Source organism: Acinetobacter sp., from assembly GCF_036666595.1.
In the GTDB taxonomy this organism is placed as follows: Bacteria; Pseudomonadota; Gammaproteobacteria; order Pseudomonadales; family Moraxellaceae; genus Acinetobacter.
Window position 1 is genome coordinate 61,193 of sequence record NZ_JAVWVO010000001.1, and the last position, 19,681, is coordinate 80,873.

The 19,681-nt window shown below is 41.2% G+C and carries 19 protein-coding genes; 8 read left to right on the forward strand and 11 right to left on the reverse strand.

Annotation, left to right across the window (positions count from 1 at the left end; genetic code table 11):
• Nucleotides 1-62: 62 nt before the first annotated feature.
• The 9 genes from RR876_RS00290 to RR876_RS00330 form a co-directional block, all read right to left on the reverse strand.
• Complete coding sequence (locus RR876_RS00290) at nucleotides 63-1,238, reverse strand: aminotransferase class V-fold PLP-dependent enzyme (protein ID WP_332477124.1); 1,176 nt, start codon at nucleotides 1,236-1,238, stop codon at nucleotides 63-65.
• A 182-nt stretch (nucleotides 1,239-1,420) separates the two neighbouring features.
• Nucleotides 1,421-2,209: an amino acid ABC transporter ATP-binding protein gene (locus RR876_RS00295; protein WP_332477123.1), complete on the reverse strand. Its 789-nt coding sequence runs from the start codon at nucleotides 2,207-2,209 to the stop codon at nucleotides 1,421-1,423.
• Nucleotides 2,199-3,116, reverse strand: coding sequence for an amino acid ABC transporter permease (locus RR876_RS00300; protein WP_332477122.1), 918 nt, complete (start codon nucleotides 3,114-3,116; stop codon nucleotides 2,199-2,201). The genes RR876_RS00295 and RR876_RS00300 overlap by 11 nt, the downstream gene beginning before the upstream one ends.
• Nucleotides 3,113-3,661, reverse strand: a complete 549-nt coding sequence (locus RR876_RS00305; RefSeq protein WP_332477121.1) for a GNAT family N-acetyltransferase — start codon at nucleotides 3,659-3,661, stop codon at nucleotides 3,113-3,115. Before RR876_RS00305 ends, RR876_RS00300 begins: the two co-directional genes overlap by 4 nt.
• 9 nt (nucleotides 3,662-3,670) lie before the next feature.
• Nucleotides 3,671-4,639: an ABC transporter substrate-binding protein gene (locus RR876_RS00310; RefSeq protein WP_332477120.1), complete on the reverse strand. Its 969-nt coding sequence runs from the start codon at nucleotides 4,637-4,639 to the stop codon at nucleotides 3,671-3,673.
• 1 nt (nucleotide 4,640) lies between these two features.
• Entirely contained in the window at nucleotides 4,641-5,642 is a 1,002-nt protein-coding gene (locus RR876_RS00315) for an ABC transporter substrate-binding protein (RefSeq protein WP_332477119.1), read from the reverse strand.
• Nucleotides 5,629-6,972, reverse strand: a complete 1,344-nt coding sequence (locus RR876_RS00320) for an LLM class flavin-dependent oxidoreductase (protein WP_332477118.1) — start codon at nucleotides 6,970-6,972, stop codon at nucleotides 5,629-5,631. Before RR876_RS00320 ends, RR876_RS00315 begins: the two co-directional genes overlap by 14 nt.
• 1 nt (nucleotide 6,973) lies before the next feature.
• Nucleotides 6,974-8,125, reverse strand: a complete 1,152-nt coding sequence (locus tag RR876_RS00325) for an amidohydrolase (RefSeq protein WP_332477117.1) — start codon at nucleotides 8,123-8,125, stop codon at nucleotides 6,974-6,976.
• Nucleotides 8,126-8,138: 13 nt separating this feature from the next.
• A complete protein-coding gene (locus tag RR876_RS00330) occupies nucleotides 8,139-9,143 on the reverse strand; it encodes an MsnO8 family LLM class oxidoreductase (protein ID WP_332477116.1) in 1,005 nt (334 codons plus the stop codon).
• A 318-nt stretch (nucleotides 9,144-9,461) separates the two neighbouring features.
• Between RR876_RS00330 and RR876_RS00335 the strand changes: the two genes are divergently transcribed.
• From RR876_RS00335 to RR876_RS00355, 5 genes are all read left to right on the forward strand, one after another.
• Nucleotides 9,462-11,999: a TonB-dependent receptor gene (locus RR876_RS00335; RefSeq protein ID WP_332477115.1), complete on the forward strand. Its 2,538-nt coding sequence runs from the start codon at nucleotides 9,462-9,464 to the stop codon at nucleotides 11,997-11,999.
• A 137-nt stretch (nucleotides 12,000-12,136) separates the two neighbouring features.
• A complete protein-coding gene (locus tag RR876_RS00340) occupies nucleotides 12,137-12,757 on the forward strand; it encodes a glutathione S-transferase family protein (RefSeq protein ID WP_332477114.1) in 621 nt (206 codons plus the stop codon).
• 450 nt (nucleotides 12,758-13,207) lie between these two features.
• Nucleotides 13,208-14,041, forward strand: a complete 834-nt coding sequence (locus tag RR876_RS00345; protein WP_332477113.1) for an energy transducer TonB — start codon at nucleotides 13,208-13,210, stop codon at nucleotides 14,039-14,041.
• A 31-nt stretch (nucleotides 14,042-14,072) separates the two neighbouring features.
• Complete coding sequence (locus RR876_RS00350; protein ID WP_332477112.1) at nucleotides 14,073-14,813, forward strand: MotA/TolQ/ExbB proton channel family protein; 741 nt, start codon at nucleotides 14,073-14,075, stop codon at nucleotides 14,811-14,813.
• Complete coding sequence (locus RR876_RS00355) at nucleotides 14,814-15,218, forward strand: biopolymer transporter ExbD (RefSeq protein ID WP_332477111.1); 405 nt, start codon at nucleotides 14,814-14,816, stop codon at nucleotides 15,216-15,218.
• A gap of 115 nt (nucleotides 15,219-15,333) precedes the next feature.
• Here RR876_RS00355 and RR876_RS00360 read toward each other — a convergent pair whose 3' ends face one another.
• Nucleotides 15,334-16,497 (reverse strand): hypothetical protein, encoded by a 1,164-nt coding sequence (locus tag RR876_RS00360; RefSeq protein WP_332477110.1) that lies wholly within the window; start codon nucleotides 16,495-16,497, stop codon nucleotides 15,334-15,336.
• 237 nt (nucleotides 16,498-16,734) lie between these two features.
• Entirely contained in the window at nucleotides 16,735-17,679 is a 945-nt protein-coding gene (locus tag RR876_RS00365; protein ID WP_332477109.1) for a LysR family transcriptional regulator, read from the reverse strand.
• Between the two features lie 89 nt (nucleotides 17,680-17,768).
• Between RR876_RS00365 and RR876_RS00370 the strand changes: the two genes are divergently transcribed.
• The 3 genes from RR876_RS00370 (at nucleotide 17,769) to RR876_RS00380 (ending at nucleotide 19,665) form a co-directional block, all read left to right on the forward strand.
• Entirely contained in the window at nucleotides 17,769-18,410 is a 642-nt protein-coding gene (locus tag RR876_RS00370) for an alanyl-tRNA editing protein (RefSeq protein WP_332477108.1), read from the forward strand.
• 1 nt (nucleotide 18,411) lies between these two features.
• A complete protein-coding gene (locus tag RR876_RS00375) occupies nucleotides 18,412-19,047 on the forward strand; it encodes a LysE family translocator (protein WP_332477159.1) in 636 nt (211 codons plus the stop codon).
• Nucleotides 19,048-19,314: 267 nt separating this feature from the next.
• Nucleotides 19,315-19,665, forward strand: a complete 351-nt coding sequence (locus RR876_RS00380) for a hypothetical protein (RefSeq protein WP_332477107.1) — start codon at nucleotides 19,315-19,317, stop codon at nucleotides 19,663-19,665.
• The last annotated feature ends 16 nt before the right edge of the window (nucleotides 19,666-19,681 follow it).

Genomic DNA, 19,681 nt, shown 5'->3' on the forward strand with positions numbered 1-19,681 from the left:
TAAAGTCTATGAGCATTAAAAGATTCTAATCACCTAGTACTTTGCAAAATGCACTTTAGAATTTAAACAAAAGATAGCTTATCCGTTTTGAGATTTGTCTGCAAAACTCTGTCTAATTTATTAAGTAGAATTTCTATATGCTCTTCTGTCGTATAAGCTCCAAAACTAAAACGTACCGCGTTTGATGCTAAATTTTCACTCAATCCTAAAGCATTTAATACATGCGACGGCACGGCATGATGCGAATTACAAGCCGAGCCACTTGAAACTGCGGCAACCTGTTTAATCGCTGCAATAATAGAATTGGCTCGTTCGCCTAAAAAACTCACATTTAAATAATTTGCGACATGCTGTGTAGCATGGCCATTTAAATTCACAGGTGTCAAAGCCTGTAATCCTTGCAATAGCTTATTCCTTAGATGTTGAATCCGCTTTTGTTCATCTCTTAAGGCTAATTTAGCCAGTCGGCACGCTTCTCCCATGCCCACAATTTGATGTGTGGCTAAAGTTCCCGAACGTAAGCCTTGCTCATGCCCACCACCATGAATTTGAGTCTTGATGTGTTTTTGAATGTCTTGACGAACATAGAGCGCACCAATGCCTTTGGGTCCATAGATTTTGTGGGCAGATAAACTAAGTAAATCAATCTGCATCGCCTGAACATCAATGGCTTTTTTCCCCGCAGCTTGAGCAGCATCGACATGAAATAAAATTTGATGCTGATGTGCAATATGACCAATCGCTTGAATATCAGTTAATGTGCCAATTTCGTTATTCACCATCATCAGTGAAATTAAAACCGTATTGGGTTGAATGGCTTGTTTAACCTGCTCTGGACGAATCACCCCTGTACCTAATTCAGGCTGTAAGTAAGTGACCTGAAAACCGAGGCTTTCTAGCTCTGCACAGGTATCTAAAACGGCCTTATGCTCTATTTTGCTGGTAATAATGTGTTTATTTTGATTTTTATAACGATCTAAAGTTCCTTTGATCGCGAGGTTATTCGATTCTGTCGCACCTGAAGTCCAAATAATTTCTTGCGGATTGGCGTGGATTAAATCAGCAACATGTTGTCTAGATGTGGTGATATGTTTTGCAGCGTCCCAACCATAATGATGCGATTGTGAGGCAGGGTTTCCAAAATCACCTTCTACAGATAAACATCGAATCATTGCTTGAGAAATTTCAGGAAGGATGGGTGTTGTTGCGGCATAATCCAAATAAATTAATCTGCTCATTTTAATCACTATTAAAAATAAATTTAAAATGATTATAAAGGATGAAATTTATTCTATTTATATGGATTTAATCATACCTTATCAACAAAATTAAACTTATAAAAAATCGTTAGTTTTATCATTTACCAACGATTTTAATATATAAAACTAAAATAGATATCATTAAAAAATAAGACTCAAATTTATAAAACCCGAGATAAAAAGTTTTGAGTACGCTCTTCTTTAGGATGTTCCAGAACCTGTTGAACTGTTCCTTGTTCAATAATTCGGCCCTGATCCATAAACACCACATGGTCGGCAACTTCTCGTGCAAAAGCAATTTCATGCGTTACAATCACCATGGTTTTACCTAATTTCGCCAAGCTTTTGATTACATTCAAGACTTCCCCTACCAACTCAGGATCTAAAGCGGAGGTAGGTTCATCAAATAAGATCACTTTAGGGTCTAAGGCTAAAGCTCTAGCAATCGCAACGCGCTGCTGCTGACCACCAGAAAGTTGTTTAGGCCATGCTTCAACCTTATCTCTTAGCCCCACTAAACCCAATAATTGATTGGCTTTTAAAATGGCTTGATCTTTGCTGAGTTTTTTATGCGCTAAAGGTGCTTCAATAATATTTTGCAAAACATTTAAATGTGGAAATAAATTAAAATTCTGAAATACATAACCCACCGATTTACGTTGTTTTAAAATATCTCGTTCTTTTAATTCATAAAGTTTATCGCCTTTTTTCCGATAGCCGATAAACTCATCATCAATTTGAATAAATCCTGCATCCACACGTTCTAAATGATTAATAGTGCGTAGTAAAGTTGATTTACCCGACCCAGATGGACCAATAATTACTGTTACAGATCCCGCAGGAATATCAAGGCTAATATCCTGTAATGCCGCATGTCCTGCATAATTTTTAAATACATGGCTCACTTGAATATGACCATTTGCAGGCTGCACCGATTGATTAATGATCATAGCTGGCTCCTATACGTGGCTGAGTTGTGTGTGGCTGCGCTTTCTTGAAAAAAACAAAGCTATTAATGGCTGATTTCCGCTCGCCTTTCGCCAATATTTTTTCGATATACCATTGCACGATGGAAAATACACTGGTGACGATTACGTACCAAACGGCGGCAACCATCAACAACGGAATCACTTCTTGGTTGCGGTTATAGATCATTTGTACCGTGTAAAAGAGTTCAGGCATTGCCAAAACATACACAATCGATGTGCCTTTAGATAAGCCCACACATTCATTGATAATCGCGGGGATAATACTGCGAATCGATTGCGGTAAAATAATGCGTGTTGTACGGCGCCACCATGACAGACCTAATGCTGCCGCTGCTTCAAATTGACCATGATCGACTGACAAAATCCCACCACGGATAACTTCCGCAGTATAAGCACTTTGTACAATCACCAAACCCACCAAAGCTGTTGAGAACTGATCCAGTGCATTGATGGTTTTAAACTGGGCAAAGACCGTGTCGGTAAAAGGCACCCCAACATTGATATATTCATATAAATAAGAAAAGTTATAGAGAATAATCAACACCAATAGCAGTGGTAATGATCTGAACATCCAGATATACACCCATGCCAATGAGCGAATCAACCAAGATGAAGACAGTCTCATCATCGCCACAATGGTGCCCAAAATTAAACTAAACACGATTGACCAAAAGGTCAGTTTCAGTGTCATCAACAGGCCCTGAAGAATCGCAGGATCAAAGAACCACTGTCTAAAAACAGGCCAGCCCCAATTTTTGTTAGAAAAAATCGACTCAGCAACCACTGCAATAATTAATATCGAAAATGCGACACCAATGTAACGCAGTGGATGACGTGCTGGAACGATTTTATAGTGCTCTAAACTCATGCGACCTCCTTTTGCAATAAAGTCTTTCTAAAAGGAAGTCCACCGTGTAAAGGCGCACCAATGTATCGATCAAAATTAAAATCTGGAGTAAGTTCAAACTGCGGTTCATAGCCTAGACTCAAATACAATTTCACTGCTGGAATTTGCTTAAACCCCGTGGTGAGAAAAATTTTGCGATACCCCGCAGCGAGCGCACTTCGTTCTAGTTCTTTGACTATTTTTGCAGCCAGTCCCTGTTTACGTAAGTTCCGATGTGACCAAATCCGTTTCAACTCTGCGGTTTCTGCGTCATAGCGTTTATACGCACCCATTGCAATGACTTCATCATCACGTTTCAGCACGACGAATAATCCATGCGGCGGTAAAAAGTCTTCCGCGCCTTCATAGCGTTCTCGATGTGTAGCTTTTTTACGTTCATAAATCACTTGTGCATCTTGACGCGCAAAAAAATCACCGTAAATTTCTTCATATTCAGCAAATAACTGATCCAGTAAAGGCTGTGCCTCGGGCACATCAACGGGTATTTGGATAAATTTTTCTTGCATAACGACCTCTTATTTATCCTGAATCAGTGGGTTAATCACTGATTGTGGAATTCCTTGATTTTGTAAATTCCAACGTGATAGAGCTTGGCTATATTTCCCATTCGCAATGACACCATTTATAGATGTTTGAATGGCATTCACCAGACCTGTGCCTTTTTTGACGGCAACTGCAACGGACCATGTCCCATCTAAGGTGCCCACTGCTTTAATATCGGCACCATTGGCTTGTTGCCACACCCCCATCACATTAGGAATGAGGTAGGCATCGACACGACCAGACTGCAATGCCAAAGCCGCAGCTGCACCGTCTTCTAAATAAATGGGCTGTGCTGGGTTCAGTCCTTTTTGCTGATTATTTTCAATCCAGTTCAACAGTAGTCTTTCCTGATTGGTGCCAGAACCGACCACGATTTTGAGTCCCGCAATATCATCAGGCGTTTTAATCGATTGAATTTTGCTGTCTTTGGTTACATAAAAAGCCAACCTGTCTTGACGATAAGTCGCAAAGTCGTATTTCTGCTTACGCTGTTCTGTGACCGCAATATTGCTGAGTACAGCATCGAATTTCCCCGATGCCAAACCGAGCGGCCAGTTTTCCCACGAGCTTGGAATCACTTGAAGTTTGAGACCTAAACTGTCAGCAATTAACTGTGCAATATCAATTTCACTGCCAATACGGGTCTGGTTATCTTCCGCCAAAACATGGAGGGGTGGAAAACTGTTGGTCCCCACAGCAACAGTAAAATAGCCATCATTTACAAACTTAAAACCTTGCTGCAATTGAGCAATTGCCTCTACATTTTTAGTACTATGAATAGCCACCATGTTATGTCTTAAGGTCTGTTGCTCTTTTTCCGAAAACTCAGTTTTCAAACGATTTTCTTGCGTATGAGTTGCTCTCTCATGGTTATAGCAACCCGTCACACTTAAAGCCGCCAGTGTCAGACCAAAAACCACCGCTGTCTGGACCTTGTACATTTTAGTCTCCCAACCCCGGCGGGTTGATTACAGAATGCTGAATCGCTTCTGCCTGTGCCCCCCAACGCGCTAAGACTTTTTGATACTCGCCTGTTTGAATTACTCCATTTAAAGCGGTCTGTACCGCATCGGCCAAGCCGCCGCCTTTTTTCAGCGTGACCCCCAATTCGGCAGGTCTTGTTCCACCACCGAGTGCTGTGCCTGCCAAACGGATTTTTGCACCATTTGCCGCTTGCCATGCGTAAGCGACATTAGGGCCAAATAAAGCATCAACACGCCCAGACTGAAGCGCCAAACTTGCGGATGCACCATCATCGTAATAAAGTGCCTGTCCCGGTGGCAGCCCTTTCTTTTTGTTGTCCTCAATCCAGTCCAACAGCACTTTTTCCTGATTGGTGCCAGAACCGACAATCACTTTTAAACCTGAAATATCATCGGGACCTTTGATCGCTTTGACTTTGCTTTTCTCTGAGACATAAAAAGCCAATACGTCTTGGCGATAGGTCGCAAAGTCGAATTTCTCCTTACGCTCTTTGGTCACAGTGACATTGGCAATCGCGGCATCATATTTGCCGCTGATCACACCGAGCGGCCAGTCTTCCCACGAGGTACGAACCAGTTTCAGCTTTAAGCCCAAACTGTCTGCAATCAAACGGGCAATATCAATTTCAGTTCCAATATAGGTTTGATTATCGGGTCCCAATACACTTAAAGGCGGTGCGCCTGAAATCGCAGCAACCGTTAAATAACCTGCATTTACAAACTTAAAATCTTTTGGAATTTTTTGACTGGCTTCTGCATTTTGAGCAACATGAATCGGCGTCATATTCTCTTTTAATTTTGCAAGCTCACGGCTATAAAAATCGGTTTTATCGGTCGATTTTGTAGACTCGGCTGTTGAGCTAGCTGTTTGATTAGATGCCTGTTCTTTGCTGCATCCAACCAGAGAAACACCAACCAACAGTGCCAAAGTAATCGCCAAAGGCGTTTTATTCAACCGCATGAAGGTGTTCCTTTTCTGATGGTTCAAATTGATTTTCTGGTCGCTTTAAACCAAAACTAGCGCGTAAAGTGGTGTCTGGATATTCAGTGCGATATAGCCCACGTTGTTGCAGCAATGGCACAACTTTTTCAATAAAGGTATCTAAAGTTTTAGGGGTTGCACCCGCAATAATGAAGCCATCTGTCGCTTCTTCTTTTACCCACAGTTCTAACTGATCTGCCACTTCTTCTACCGTTCCAGCAAAAGGTGGACGCGGAGTTGCCGCTTGCAGTGCGACCTGACGCAAAGTTAAATTCTCTGCTTTGGCTTTGCGTTTAATTTCATCAGTACCACTTTTAAAGCTATTCTCACCCAGTGTGCCCAGTTCTGGAAAAGGTGCATCGAGTTCATATTGAGAAAAATCATGATGCTCAAAGAAACGGCCTAAATAATTCAGCGCGTCGTCTATCGTCACCAGTGCTGCTGTTTCAAGATATTGACGCTCTACGTCTTCCACAGAATCTCCGATCAAAACTCCAATGCCTTGGAAAATCAGCAAATCATCTGCGTCACGACCATTCTTAATCACTTGTTGTTTCACATCTAAGTAAAACGCTTGTGCTTCTTCCAAAGAGGCTTGATGGGTAAAAATGGCATCGGCATGTTTCGCGGCTAATGCACGACCCGCACCTGATGCTCCAGCTTGGAACAAAATCGGACGGTCTTGTGGCGAACGCTCCACATTGAGTGGACCTGCTACTTCAAAATGTTTACCTTTGTGATTTAAAGTATGTAATTTATTGCGTTCAAAAAATTGCCCTGTTTCTTTATTGCGAACAAAAGCACCTTCACCCCACGAGTCCCAAAGCCCTTTTGCGACTTGCAAATATTCATCTGCAATTTCATAACGTTGGCTGTGCTCAGGATGCTGCTTGCGAGTATGATTTTTTGCAGTACCTTCAAGTGGTGTCGTTACGACATTCCATCCGGCACGACCACCACTTAGGTGATCCAGACTGGCAAACTGACGCGCAATCGTAAAAGGCTCGCTATACGAGGTCGACACCGTACCCACCAAACCAATATTTTGCGTCACACTGGCTAAGGCTGAAAGCAACGTAATCGGTTCAAAACGGTTGAGAAAATGAGGAATCGATTTTTCATTGATATATAGACCATCAGCCACAAAGACAAAATCAAACTTTGCCCGTTCAGCCTGAAGTGCTACGTTTTTGGCAAACTCAAAATTAATACTGGCATCGACTACTGCTTCAGGATGGCGCCATGCAGACATATTTCCGTTTGCACCGTGTAAGATAGTTCCAAGGCGAATTTGTTTGTTATTACTCATGTTAGACCTCTGCGTTTTTATGAATAGACTCAAGTGCTTGTGTTGCTAAGGCAGCAAAGTACTGAGCAGCTGGATAAATTAAGGATTCATTGGGTTGATATTGGGGATGGTGCAGTCCGAAGGAACTGGCACTACCGATACTGACAAAGGCACCTGGGATCTGCTCTAAATAGGCGCCAAAGTCTTCACCAATCAAATAAAGCGGTGCCTCTTGCACCTCATAACCTTGTGCACGCGCAACGCTTTGGCTCAGTTCAGTCCATGTCGCAGTGTTGATTAATGCAGCGGGTCCATTGTCCCAATCCACAGCAATCTCAACTGAGTGGGCAAGTGCAAGACCCTGTGCAATTTGTTTAAGTTTTTCTTCAACAGCTAGACGCACCTCAGGAGAATGGGTTCGTACCGTGCCCTCTACGCGAGCTTCTTCTGGCAGAATGTTCCAACTTGTGCCCGCATGTACTTGGGTAATACTGACTACACAGGTGTCTAAATTATTAATGCTGCGGCTGGCAATGGTTTGCACAGCACTAATCAACTGCGCTGCCACAACGATTGGATCTTTGGTTTCATGCGGTCGACCTGCGTGACCGCCCTTGCCTTTAATCACAATTTTGAATCGGTCGACGTTGGCATAAAATGCACCAGCGCGAGTTGCAAAAGTGCCCAGAGGTAACTCGGGAACATTGTGAAAACCGAAAATGGCGGATACATCTTCCAAGGCGCCACTATTGATTACCTCATAAGCACCACTATAGGTTTCTTCAGCGGGCTGAAAAATAACGCGTACCGTACCTTTTAATTCAGACACTTGCGCTTTAAGTAAAATCGCAGCACCTAAAATGGTCGAGCTATGTAAATCATGTCCACAAGCGTGCATTACCCCATTTTGAGTTGAACGAAAGTCTTGCTCGATCTCTTCATGAATGGGTAATGCATCGATGTCTGCTCGAATAGCAACAATTGGATGACCAGTGCCAATATCCGCAATCAGTCCTGTTTTTAAGCCCCAAGTTGAGGTTTCGATGCCGTATTCAGACAACCATTGTTTTAATTTGTCGGTGGTTTGAAACTCTTGACCTGATAATTCTGGATGACGATGTAATTCATGTCTCCAACTCAGCAACTGCTGTTCCAGTAATGGTCTATTTGACATTAGTTTCCCCAACTCAGGCTGCAAGCACAGCATGCTGTGCCAGTAAAGTTAGAGATTTCAGACGCGTTGCATGATCCAACAGTGGCGATTCAACAATAAACTCATGGATACCAAATTGTTGATGCAAAGCGTGTAATTGCTGATGAATGTCATCGGCAGTACCTTTAATAATATTCAGTTGCTCTTTTTTGAGGCTTTTAATTGGAGATTGAGCTTGTCGCGAAAACTCCTGTCCGCTTTGTTCATTCGGGATTTTTACCCGTTGACCATTCTCAAGTTCTAAGGTCCAAACGGATAGCCCTGCTGCTAGTTCTTCTGCTTGATCAGGGCTATCTGCCACAATAATTTGTGCTGCAACAATGGCCTGTTTCCCTGCTGAATAGCTTGAGTAGGTTTGCAACGTATCTTGAAGTAAGGCGGCATCACCATTCAGATGTGCAGCAAATACGAAGTTCCAGCCTAAATCTGCCGCAAGTCGAGCGCTTTCAATACTTGCCCCCAATAAGAACTTTTCTGTACTTTGCTGAGGTATTGGTGTTGCAGCAACCTGATCAGGCTGATTTCGATCTAACTTTGCATGTAAATAATGATCTAATGCCTGTAGCTGCGCTTTAAAGTTGCCCTTTTGTGTTTGGTCTAACCCAAGTTGTAATGCCTGCGTTGAAACAGGAAAACCACCAGGTGCTTTGCCTACGCCCAAGTCCACGCGGTCATGTGCCAGACTTGCTAAAACATTAAAATTTTCCGCAACTTTATAAGGGCTATAGTGCTGCAACATCACCCCACCCGAGCCAATTCGAATGCTTTTAGTCTGTGCCAATAACCATGCAATCAAAATTTCAGGTGATGGACTGGATAACAAAGCCGTGGAATGGTGCTCAGCCACCCAGTAACGATAAAAGCCTAAAGCTTCTGCCGTTTGAGCAATCTGCAATGCATTTTTAAATGACTGTTCTGCGCTGATGCCTTCGGCTCTTGGACATTTATCCAATATGCTTAATTTGTAATTCAGCCCCATTTTCTATTTTCCAAAAGATATAAAGTTGGAACCTATTAAACGGATTTAGCTTTTAAAAATTAAATATTAAATAAACTTAAAGTTATATAAAAAAGTGAAAATATAATTTTTCATAAATAGATTAAAATGTTATTAAAAATAAAGAAAAACTTATTAATATTTCAATATAAACATATTTACTCAAAACTGATATTTAAATGATTATTTAATATTTAACAATAAAAAAACAATCGATATATTGACTACCAGAGTCGAAACACTCATCAGATTATTGTTTTAATTAAACCTCTACAAATTACATCATCATTGGAAAATATAATGCTGCACACCAAGTTAATACAGCCCCAGCCTGAAAAGCTGGGTTTTAAAATATCACTCCTTCATCAATCCATTTTTTTTGCATTAACTTGCGGAATTACCGGCTCAATCTACGCTGAAGAGCTTCAACAAAAAACCGTGACATCCGTTGAAAAAGAAGATGTTCAACAACTCGAAAGCGTAGTCGTGGTAGGCAATCGTGGTGGTATTCGTACCATCACTGAAAGCCCTGCACCCGTAGACGTGATTAGTGGCGAACAACTCGTCAAACAAGGCAATACCCTCGCTTTAAGAGATATTTTGGCAAAAGTGATTCCCTCTTTTAGCGTGGCTACCGTGCCTAGCCAACCCGATGGTTACGGAGCTGTAGCCCGTTCTGCGGGTTTACGTGGTTTGGGTGGTGGGCATACGCTCGTGCTAGTGAATGGGAAACGTCGTCATGTCGGTGCTTTGGCAATTAACAAATACGGCTTTGGCGAAGGCTACCAAGCCGCGGATTTAGATCTGATTCCAATTGGTGCTATTGCGCGAGTTGAAGTTTTACGTGATGGTGCAGCAGCCCAATATGGTTCCGATGCCATTGCTGGGGTGATCAACATCGTGCTCAAATCTGCTGATAATGGCGGCAATATTAGTGCCACCTATGGTGGTCGAGAGCATTATTCAGGCACTGACCGAAATGGAGAAACCTTCCAACTGAATGCCAACGTTGGTGCACCTCTAGGCCAAGATGGTTTTATCAATTTTGGTTTTGACCTGAAAAATCAAGATGCTACGACCCGTGCAGGGGCTGTTTCAGGCAATATTTATTCAAAAGTAAATGGTCAAGATGACCCACGTGAAGCCACGGTAGATCGTAATTTAAATAAATTAGGTCTACCTTCGGTTGAACAGTTTAATGTCTCTGCAAATGCTGAACTTCCGCTAAGCGATGCAGCCACCCTGTATAGCTACACCACCGCAGGCTGGCGCGATGCTGCGACTGGTGCATCCTACCGTCGTCCAAACTCCAGATCGGGTATTGTTGAAATCTTTCCAAATGGTACGACACCTGATGTCATTTTAAGTGAAACGGATGTACAAACCGTTTGGGGACTAAAAGGCGATAATGTGCTCGGCTGGGCATGGGATGTGAGTAGCTCATATGGTAAAAATACTCAAAACCACTCTACCCAAAATAACCTAAATCCATCTCTTGGACCGTCTAGCCCAACGTCATTTGGCTTACAAAAATACGATGCTTATCAATGGGTCAGCAACCTTGACCTGAAGAAAACTTTCGATGTTGGTTTTGGTGCCAATCCACTGAGTGTTGCGTGGGGCCTCGACTATCGTAAAGAAGGTTGGTCTTCTAAAGCCACCGATCCTTTAGCCTATAAAAATGGCGGTTATATTATTCCTACAGGTGATAATGCAGGCTTACCTGCAACTGTTGGAACCTTTGGTGCTCGTGTGCTCTTACCTGAAGATGAAGCCGATATTAGCCGGAGTAACACCGCTGCCTATTTAGACTTAGGTTTAGATGTGACTGACAACTGGTTTGTGGGTTTAGCGGGTCGTTTTGAGCATTATGATGACAGTTCAGGCGATACCTTTAACGGTAAAATTAACAGCCGTTATGAGTTCAATCCTCAACTGGCGGTACGTGGAACAGCCAGCACAGGCTTTATTGCACCCTCGTTATATCAACAAGGTTTTGCCAGTACGGGTATTGTGAGTACAGTAAATAACGGTGTTCGCTCAGATGTATATAGTAAATCGGCACGTACCGACTCGGCACTAGGTCAAGCTCTCGGTGCAGAGGCACTTGATCCTACCGAATCGACGAACTTTTCTCTGGGTTTAACCTATAGCCCATTCAAGAACTTTAACCTTGCGGTCGATGCTTATCGGATTGAACTGAAAGATCGTATTGCATCCACGGCGGGACTTACAGGAACGGGTATCAATAACATCTTGGCGGCAAACGGTTTTTCTAACGTTAACTATGTCACCTACTATGCCAACTTATTTGATACAGAAACTAATGGGGTCGATGTTGTTGCGGACTATACTCAACAGTTAAACAAATATGGTCGTATCCGCTGGAGCTTAGGCTTCAACTGGAATGAAACCGATATTACAGCGATTGCAGATAATCCAAGTCAGTTAGATGGTATCAATATTGATCGTATCACCCGTCGTACCAAAGGTATGATCACCGATGCAGATCCGAAAACCAAATTCACGTTGGCTGCGAATTGGCAATACGCAAAACTGGATTTAAATACCCGTTTATCCCGTTATGGCAGTTACATTGCACGCAGCGAGACAGCTGCGACAGACCAGACTTTTGAAGCCAAATGGATTGTAGATTTAGATGCGACATATAACCTCACAGACAGTCTGTCCTTGACTTTAGGTGCAGATAACGTGTTCAACACCTACCCTGAAAAATCCAACATTGTCGACGGCTTAGGTGAAAACTACTATGCCCAGCTTTCGCCTTTTGGACTCTATGGTGGCTATTACTACGGACGTGTTAATTACCGTTTCTAAAATTATTTAAAGCTGAATGCTTTTGGTGAAATTTCAATATCGCCTAAGCCATTTTGACTATTCAGAATGGCGATTGCTTAAATACTGGATTTCACCAAAGTACGGCATCTTCACATTCCAAATCTTAGAGAAAATATATGAGCATCACCATTTGGGGTAGACCCAACTCTTTAAATGTACACAAAGTACTTTGGCTAGCAGCGGAACTTGGACTTCAATTTAAACATATTCCTGCGGGACAACAGTATGGTGTGATTGATACTGCTGAATTTTTAGCGCTCAATCCCAATGGTTTGATTCCTGTCATTCAAGACGGTGACACGGTTTTGTGGGAATCCAACACCATTTTGCGTTATTTGACTGAAGTTTATGGAAAAAATACATTGTGGATTGAAGACCCGAAATTACGCTTTAGCGCAGAAAAATGGATAGACTGGTACACCACCACCGTCCTGCCTGTGTTTGGAATCGTGTTCTTTAATTTGGTTCGACAGCCTGAAGACAAAAGAGATTTGGCTGCGGTCAAAGTCGCGGCAGAAAAACTAGAAAAGATCTTGGATATTGCCAATGCTGAGTTGGCTAAACAGCCCTATTTGTCTGGCTCTCATTTTGGCGTTGCGGATATTCCTTTGGCTTTAGCGCTCAATCACTGGTTCAATTTAGATGTTGAGCGCCAGCATGATCATACACACTTAAAAGCATGGATCGAACGTATTAGAGCGCGTGAGCACTTTTTAAAAGTGGCCAATATTCTTTAGTTAAGCATTATTGCACCATTTTTAAAAATCTTAGCTTTAAATAGAATAAGGCTGCCCTGTATACGGACAGTCTTATTGCATATAAATAGATTTATTTAGCAGAGATATAAAATTACTTCCATAATAAAAATTAAATACAAGCTTAACCATAAGCAGATATCTAAAATATAAAATAAATTATCTATAATTATTCTAAGGCACCATCTTTAATTATTCTTTTATCACTTTTTATCAAAATACTAATCTAAAAAAATTCTTTTTCTATTTTATAAAAATCACTCATTATATTTTCAATCTCTCATTTAACTAAATTATTTCACTTATCTGTGAATTAATTAAAAACTTAGAATTGAAAGAATATTTCCTTATTCAAATTAATCCAATTTAATTAATGAAATAAAAAATATTCTGCAATACAAATTAAATCTTATTGAATGGTGCATTACTGATATGAGTGAAGTCAGTCGAAGTCCTTATAAAAAGGCAATTTTGTTTGAACAACTTCAAAATGTTCAGTCCAATGTATTTCATGCTGTAGATCCATTTGTTGCCCATTTGGCAAGTCCAGTCGCAGCAGAAAAACCTGTTCAAACCCATAAGATCTTTTGGGCGATTGGTGCTGTTCTGGCATTACATTACGGCATTTTTTATCTTGCAGAGCATCTTCCAACACCACCCTTAGTCGTGAAAAAGCCTGAACCAATCGCGATTGTAATTGAAAAACCCAAGGAAGAGCCGCCTAAGGTAATTGAACCTAAACTTAAACAGGAAATACAAAAACCGATCATTCCTCCTGTTTCAGCAAAGCCTCAGCCTGTACAAAAAACTATGGTTGAAAAATCCATTCAGAAGCCTGTCGAGCAGAAGCCGATTGAGCAGCCTAGACCAGTCGCTAAATCCGTTGTTCAACCAGTACCGCAGGCTGAACCCACAGAAAACGTCGCACCGACCCAGAAAGTCGCTGAACCTGTGACTAAGCCTGCGCAAGAAAACTTGCCCGTGACTGCAGCCAAAGGTTATGCCGGTTATTTAAGTAATCCTGCACCTGAATACCCAGAGGTGGCATTAGACCGCGGTTGGGAAGGCGTTGTGATGTTACGTGTGAAAGTCTCACCTACAGGCAGTCCTCTGGAAATCAACCTGAAAAATAGTAGCGGCAAAAAAGCACTCGATGATGCAGCAGTAAAAACTGTGAAGCGCTGGAAATTTTCACCTGCACTGCGTGGCAACACGCCAGTAGAAGGTTGGGTCGATGTTCCGATTCACTTCAAATTACCCAATTAAACTGTAAAATTTTATCTTAGGAAAACTCGATATGTCTGATATTAATACGATTATTCATGATGCAACCATTTGGTTATTGATCGGTTTTTCGATCGTAACCTGGGTTTTAATTGTGGTGAAAGCCGTACAAACCTCAAAAGCCACTAAACAAAGTAGACTTTTTGTCGATAGTTTCTGGTCAGCCCAGAACTTGGTAGATGCAATTAACCAGTCTGAAGATGCGCAGGGACCGACAGCACGTATTGCCCAAACTGGTTTTAAAACCTTGACTGAAGCCAATGAAAAAACCCATCAAGACTTACAACAAACCTGGAGTCGTCAGGATTTGTTAGAGCGTCACTTACGTAAGCAAATTCTTACTGAACGTCGTCAACTCGAAAAAGGCTCAGCTGTGCTCGCATCCATTGGGAACAATGCCCCATTTATTGGTTTATTTGGCACCGTGTTTGGAATTATTCATGCCTTACAAGCGATTGCGCAATCTGGCAGTGCCAGCATGGATGTGGTTGCTGGTCCAATTGGTCAGGCACTGGTTGCAACAGGAATTGGTATTGCCGTTGCTGTACCTGCTGTGCTTGCCTACAACTTTTTTGTCCGTAAAGTGAAAGGGATTGGTGCAGATTTAGATGACTTTGCAACCGACTTTGTCAGCCTCACTCAAAAAGTAGGTTTCCAACTGCCAACCAAAACTCAAACTCAAACTGCGCATGTTGCAGCAAAACCAGTGGCGACGCATCAGTTGTCATCTCAAGAAAAGGAGGCTTTGGCTTAAATGGCAATTTCAACTTCTCAAGATGACGATGTCGTCAGTGACATTAACATTACCCCGCTGGTCGATGTGATGTTGGTGTTATTGATCGTGTTTATCGTCACGGCACCTTTATTAACCAATAGCGTAAAAGTCAACTTACCCAAAGCTGCACCAACACAATCTACAGATCAAAACAAAGCACTGGTGATTAGTGTAAAACCGGATGGCGCAATCTTTTTAGATAAAGACCCTGTTAAGCTAGAAAATTTTGAGCAAGAAATTACACAGCGTAAAAATGCCAACAGCAAGTTAGCATTAAACTTAAATGCCGATGAAACCGTTCCTTATGGCACTGTGGCTAAACTTTTAGCCAGTATCGAACGCGTCGGCGTAGAGAAGTTATCGGTGATTACCGAACCAAAATAATCGATTACTCTTTTGAAACCTACACATCGATAACAGTTCAATCTGTATTTATAAAAAAGCACCCGATGGTGCTTTTTTATTCATTCAATATAATCCAAATCCTTTATTAATAGACTTAGCGACTCACTCGTTGAATTGCTTCATCGTAAGTCGCACTTGGTTTATATTGGTTTGCTAATTGGTAATGTTGTTTGGCTTGAGCATAGTCCTGATTATTTTCATAAATTTTACCAATGTTGTAATGTGAATACGCTTTGGTATTGTCATTAGACGCTAAGGCAATCGCCTTTTGATTTGCCCATAATGCCTCAGATGAACGATTCAGCTTTTGATAAGCAACAGCAAGATTACTATAGGTTTGTCCAACGTTTGGATTGTAATCAATGGATTGTTGATAAATCAGGGCAGCTTGTTCAAATTGATTGTTTTTATACGCTTTATCCGCTTTCAAATTTAGTGCTTTAGCCCTTGCCTGCGCACTGGCTGAAACAGGAACATAATGCAGCTGCGTCGCTTGGCTTTGATAACTCGATACAGTTGAACCCACTTGGCTTGCCCCAATGGTTGTCCCCGAAATACGGTTAATATCTTGGATTTCGCCCTCTGGACTAATGCGGAACACAGTCCATAAGTTCCCTGTCAAACCCGTTGGAATATAGTAAGAACGAATCAAAGACTCCCCTACATAAACCATAACTTTAGCTTGGCTATTCGACAGGTTCGCAGTATTGGGTTTGGCGCGATCTGAATAATCATGGACTGAATAAACATAATATTGTCCATCTAAACGTTTATCAATCGTCACAGTTTCAGGACCATAAGCGTCTGTGTCATCGACATCTAAATTGGCATCTTGCCCTTGTTTATTGTCCCAATATACATGTTGATTTTTATAGCTTAAATGCGAGTCTAAATCTAAAGGACTCTGTCCCCAGTTTAAAACAATTCGCATACTGTTTAAGTCTTTCAATACAGGGCTTAAAGCATAGGTCATACCATCACAGGGACATTTTGCAACCAGTGTTGAATAGCCTGATTTTTTGATAATCAATAAATTTTCTGCACCATTCGCACTGCTACTGTTCACCGTTGCTCGGCCATCTGCATTAGTTGAAGTTGATGCAGACTGCTCACCATTTTTTTGTAAAATGACTTGTGCATTCGCAATATTTTGATCTTTTACCGTTGCGCTTAAAACATGAATATTGGTTGTATTTGCATAGCCCAGAGCAGGGATGCTTAGGCCAAAGATAGAAGAATAAAGTAGATGTTTTTTCATTGCGTATCTCTTATTAAATTGCTTATTTCATTTTAAAGTCTTTTCAACGCTAGGACTTAAACATTAAATCATTAAAATTATGCGGTACATTTGATACATATACTATGGCTTATATATCGACAGTTTGCTTAGGCTATTTTAAACCTGCATCATCAACGTTTACTCTTCATCATCTCTCTAGCCCAGCATGAGTATTAGTCATACTCTAAGTTCTTGGAATGATACCATCTTAATAAATTAAGCAAGCGTCTCTTCACTTTTTAGGACGGGTTCTAGACTCAGTTTCTGCGCAATAAACTGGATAAAGACCTCTATTTTCGGAGCTAAATAGCGTGTGGGTGGATAAAGCAACCAAGCATCTCCACTATAATAAGTCTTGAAATGCCAATCTGGTAATACTTGGATCAGTGCTTGGTTATTCAAAGCATGTCTCGCCATAAAATAAGGCAAACTTGCGACTCCCATATGCTTTAAAGTCGCATCTAGTCGGATACCAGTATGATTCGCCGAATATCGTCCTTTTACAGTCACACTGGTGGTTTTATTACCCTTTTGGAATTTCCACTTTGAATCACTGACTTGTTCACCCAAATAAATACATTGATGTTGGCTTAAATCACTCGGTTGCTGAGGTGTTCCATTCTTTTTTAAATACTCGGCTGTCGCCACTAAGACATGGTCAATGCGAATCAGCTGTCGGCCCTTTAAGCCCAAAGGCGGTTCATTAGTGATACGTATGGCCAAGTCAATTTCATCGTCAATAAAGTCTATGAAACGATCTTCCAACAGCAGTTGAATATCTATTTGAGGATAGAGTTCAAGAAACTCGGGTATATGTGGATGAATCAAATAATGCCCTACGGCCTTCGGTACACTGATCCGAACGGTACCACTCGGTTCAGTATTGAATTTGCCTGAATGCTCAATCACTGCTTGGGCAGCTCTGACCATCTCTAAACAATGATCATAAGTTTGTTTTCCACTTTCACTTAAACGCAATTTTCGTGTTGTTCTTTCGAGTAGCCGTGTTCCTAAAGCCCGTTCCAATCGGCTAATGGCTTTACTCACTGCGGACGGTGTATTTCCAAGCTGTCGAGCCGTTTCTGAAAAACTGCCTGTCTCCACAACTTTGACAAAAATAGCCATTTCTTGGAGTAAAGCTATACTTTGATTTGTGCTCATGAGGAAAAAGTAATTTAATTTTTTACTAGATTATCATCAATAATTAGGCCTCATATAATCTTTTCTGTGAAATTTTGACAGAGATAATCATGACTCAAGCTTTATATCTATCCGACATTACTCAAGCTGAGGTAGAAGTTTTACAGTGTGACTCCACTGAAGATGGACGATTTGCCATTCAGCTTGCCCAAACACCGTTTCATCCGCAAGGTGGTGGTCAACCCAGTGACTTAGGTAAAATCAATGGTGTAGATGTGCTTCATGTCGCTATGCAAGATGATCAAATTATTCATTATGCTAATCACGCGATTACTTTAGGTCTGGCACAGGCTCAAGTTGACCTCAACCGACGCCACTATCACAGTCGTCTACACTCAGCAGGCCACTTAATCGGGCATGTGATGCAAGCATTTGGCTGGCAACCCACCAAAGCACAGCACTGGCCAGACGAATGCAAAGTCCAATTTGTCAGACAAGATCATTCTGAAGACAAAGATTTAGAAACTTTACAGCAGATATGCAATCAATATATTACTAGCCAACTCGTCAGACTGACCCAGCAAAATGCTGATGGCTACCGTGAAGTCCGTTTTGGAACTTTACCTGCATTTGCTTGTGGTGGAACCCATGTCCAAAATTTATCTGAAATTGGAACGCTCGAAATTACAGGCTATAAACTTAAAAAAGATAAGTTAACCGTCAGCTATAGCGTTTCGGATGAGCATCAATAATATGTGGATGCAATATAGTTCAGAATTTTTAGCTTTGGCTTTGGTGCATTTTCTTGCGGTCCTTTTACCCGGCCCTGACTTCGCCATTACAGTTAGAAATAGCGTGCGCTATGGCCATGCAATTGGGTGCATCACAGCTATTAGCATTGGTATAGGAATTTCAGTTCATGTTTTATATACCCTTGTAGGCGTGGGCATTATTATTCAACAAAGTCCGTGGTTCATGCTTATTTTAAGAATCGCAGGCGCACTATATTTAATTTATTTAGGTTGGAGTTTATTACGTGCTCCCTCTATCAATATCGATCCCTCGATTGAAGAAGCAGCCAATATGCCTTTGAGTCAAAGCAAAGCTTTTATGACAGGCTTTATGACCAATGCACTCAATCCCAAGGCGACTATTTTTTTTCTGGCTATATTTACCACACTCGTCAGTCCGACAACCCCGATGAAAGTACAATTTGCTTATGGGATATGGATGTGTATCGTCAATGCACTCTGGTTCATGCTGGTCGCTGTTTTGTTTTCTCGACCCGTCGTTCGACAGCAATTTTTAAAGATGGGAAAACAGTTTGAGCGATTGATGGGCCTCATATTAATTGCTCTGGCGCTGAATCTGTTATTTACCCATTTATGATGTTTCATAGCACCAGCAACTGTGGATTATTCAGAATGTCTTCGCTGCCGATATTCTGAATAAGTACATAAAAATATGAGTAGCATATTTAAATCATAAAATGTGCAATCATTTCATTAAATCTGGCTGTACATTGGTTTCTATTTATCTTCTGAAGATATCTTTTCGACTCACCCGACATTAAAATAAAACTGTGCTAAAAATGATCAAATAGGCCATACTCTATTTTTATATCATGTGGTAAAAATATATAAAAAAGGGAATGACATGAAAATAAAAATATATTCATTACTTTCGATCGGTATTTTTATGAGCCAAAGCACTCAGGCTGAGCGCTTTATAGAAGGCTTGCAAGGCGCGTTAATACTAGCCCCGAATAAGTATGCCTTTGGTGCAGATGTAGACAACACAATAAGCCAAGAAAACTTGAATTCTTTTGCTGACTGGAAAACAGCTGCAACCTCTAAAAAAAAATATGCATTGTCCCTGTCTATTGTCTTAAATACCCAATTAGATCAAACCAGTTATAGAATTTACAATCAAGCGTATCTATCTCCTGAGACTGCACAACTCAAAGCAATCCAAAATAAATCTCGGAACAGGTTATCGTTATTTTGAACACGATTATAAAGCG

What these genes read in the sequence shown, in the direction of transcription:
- RR876_RS00290 (WP_332477124.1), bottom strand. Translation starts at nt 1,238, where the DNA reads ATGAGCAGATTAATTTATTTGGATTATGCCGCAACAACACCCATCCTT.
- RR876_RS00295 (WP_332477123.1), bottom strand. Translation starts at nt 2,209, where the DNA reads ATGATCATTAATCAATCGGTGCAGCCTGCAAATGGTCATATTCAAGTG.
- RR876_RS00300 (WP_332477122.1), bottom strand. Translation starts at nt 3,116, where the DNA reads ATGAGTTTAGAGCACTATAAAATCGTTCCAGCACGTCATCCACTGCGT.
- RR876_RS00305 (WP_332477121.1), bottom strand. Translation starts at nt 3,661, where the DNA reads ATGCAAGAAAAATTTATCCAAATACCCGTTGATGTGCCCGAGGCACAG.
- RR876_RS00310 (WP_332477120.1), bottom strand. Translation starts at nt 4,639, where the DNA reads ATGTACAAGGTCCAGACAGCGGTGGTTTTTGGTCTGACACTGGCGGCT.
- RR876_RS00315 (WP_332477119.1), bottom strand. Translation starts at nt 5,642, where the DNA reads ATGCGGTTGAATAAAACGCCTTTGGCGATTACTTTGGCACTGTTGGTT.
- RR876_RS00320 (WP_332477118.1), bottom strand. Translation starts at nt 6,972, where the DNA reads ATGAGTAATAACAAACAAATTCGCCTTGGAACTATCTTACACGGTGCA.
- RR876_RS00325 (WP_332477117.1), bottom strand. Translation starts at nt 8,125, where the DNA reads ATGTCAAATAGACCATTACTGGAACAGCAGTTGCTGAGTTGGAGACAT.
- RR876_RS00330 (WP_332477116.1), bottom strand. Translation starts at nt 9,143, where the DNA reads ATGGGGCTGAATTACAAATTAAGCATATTGGATAAATGTCCAAGAGCC.
- RR876_RS00335 (WP_332477115.1), top strand. Translation starts at nt 9,462, where the DNA reads ATGCTGCACACCAAGTTAATACAGCCCCAGCCTGAAAAGCTGGGTTTT.
- RR876_RS00340 (WP_332477114.1), top strand. Translation starts at nt 12,137, where the DNA reads ATGAGCATCACCATTTGGGGTAGACCCAACTCTTTAAATGTACACAAA.
- RR876_RS00345 (WP_332477113.1), top strand. Translation starts at nt 13,208, where the DNA reads ATGAGTGAAGTCAGTCGAAGTCCTTATAAAAAGGCAATTTTGTTTGAA.
- RR876_RS00350 (WP_332477112.1), top strand. Translation starts at nt 14,073, where the DNA reads ATGTCTGATATTAATACGATTATTCATGATGCAACCATTTGGTTATTG.
- RR876_RS00355 (WP_332477111.1), top strand. Translation starts at nt 14,814, where the DNA reads ATGGCAATTTCAACTTCTCAAGATGACGATGTCGTCAGTGACATTAAC.
- RR876_RS00360 (WP_332477110.1), bottom strand. Translation starts at nt 16,497, where the DNA reads ATGAAAAAACATCTACTTTATTCTTCTATCTTTGGCCTAAGCATCCCT.
- RR876_RS00365 (WP_332477109.1), bottom strand. Translation starts at nt 17,679, where the DNA reads ATGAGCACAAATCAAAGTATAGCTTTACTCCAAGAAATGGCTATTTTT.
- RR876_RS00370 (WP_332477108.1), top strand. Translation starts at nt 17,769, where the DNA reads ATGACTCAAGCTTTATATCTATCCGACATTACTCAAGCTGAGGTAGAA.
- RR876_RS00375 (WP_332477159.1), top strand. Translation starts at nt 18,412, where the DNA reads ATGTGGATGCAATATAGTTCAGAATTTTTAGCTTTGGCTTTGGTGCAT.
- RR876_RS00380 (WP_332477107.1), top strand. Translation starts at nt 19,315, where the DNA reads ATGAAAATAAAAATATATTCATTACTTTCGATCGGTATTTTTATGAGC.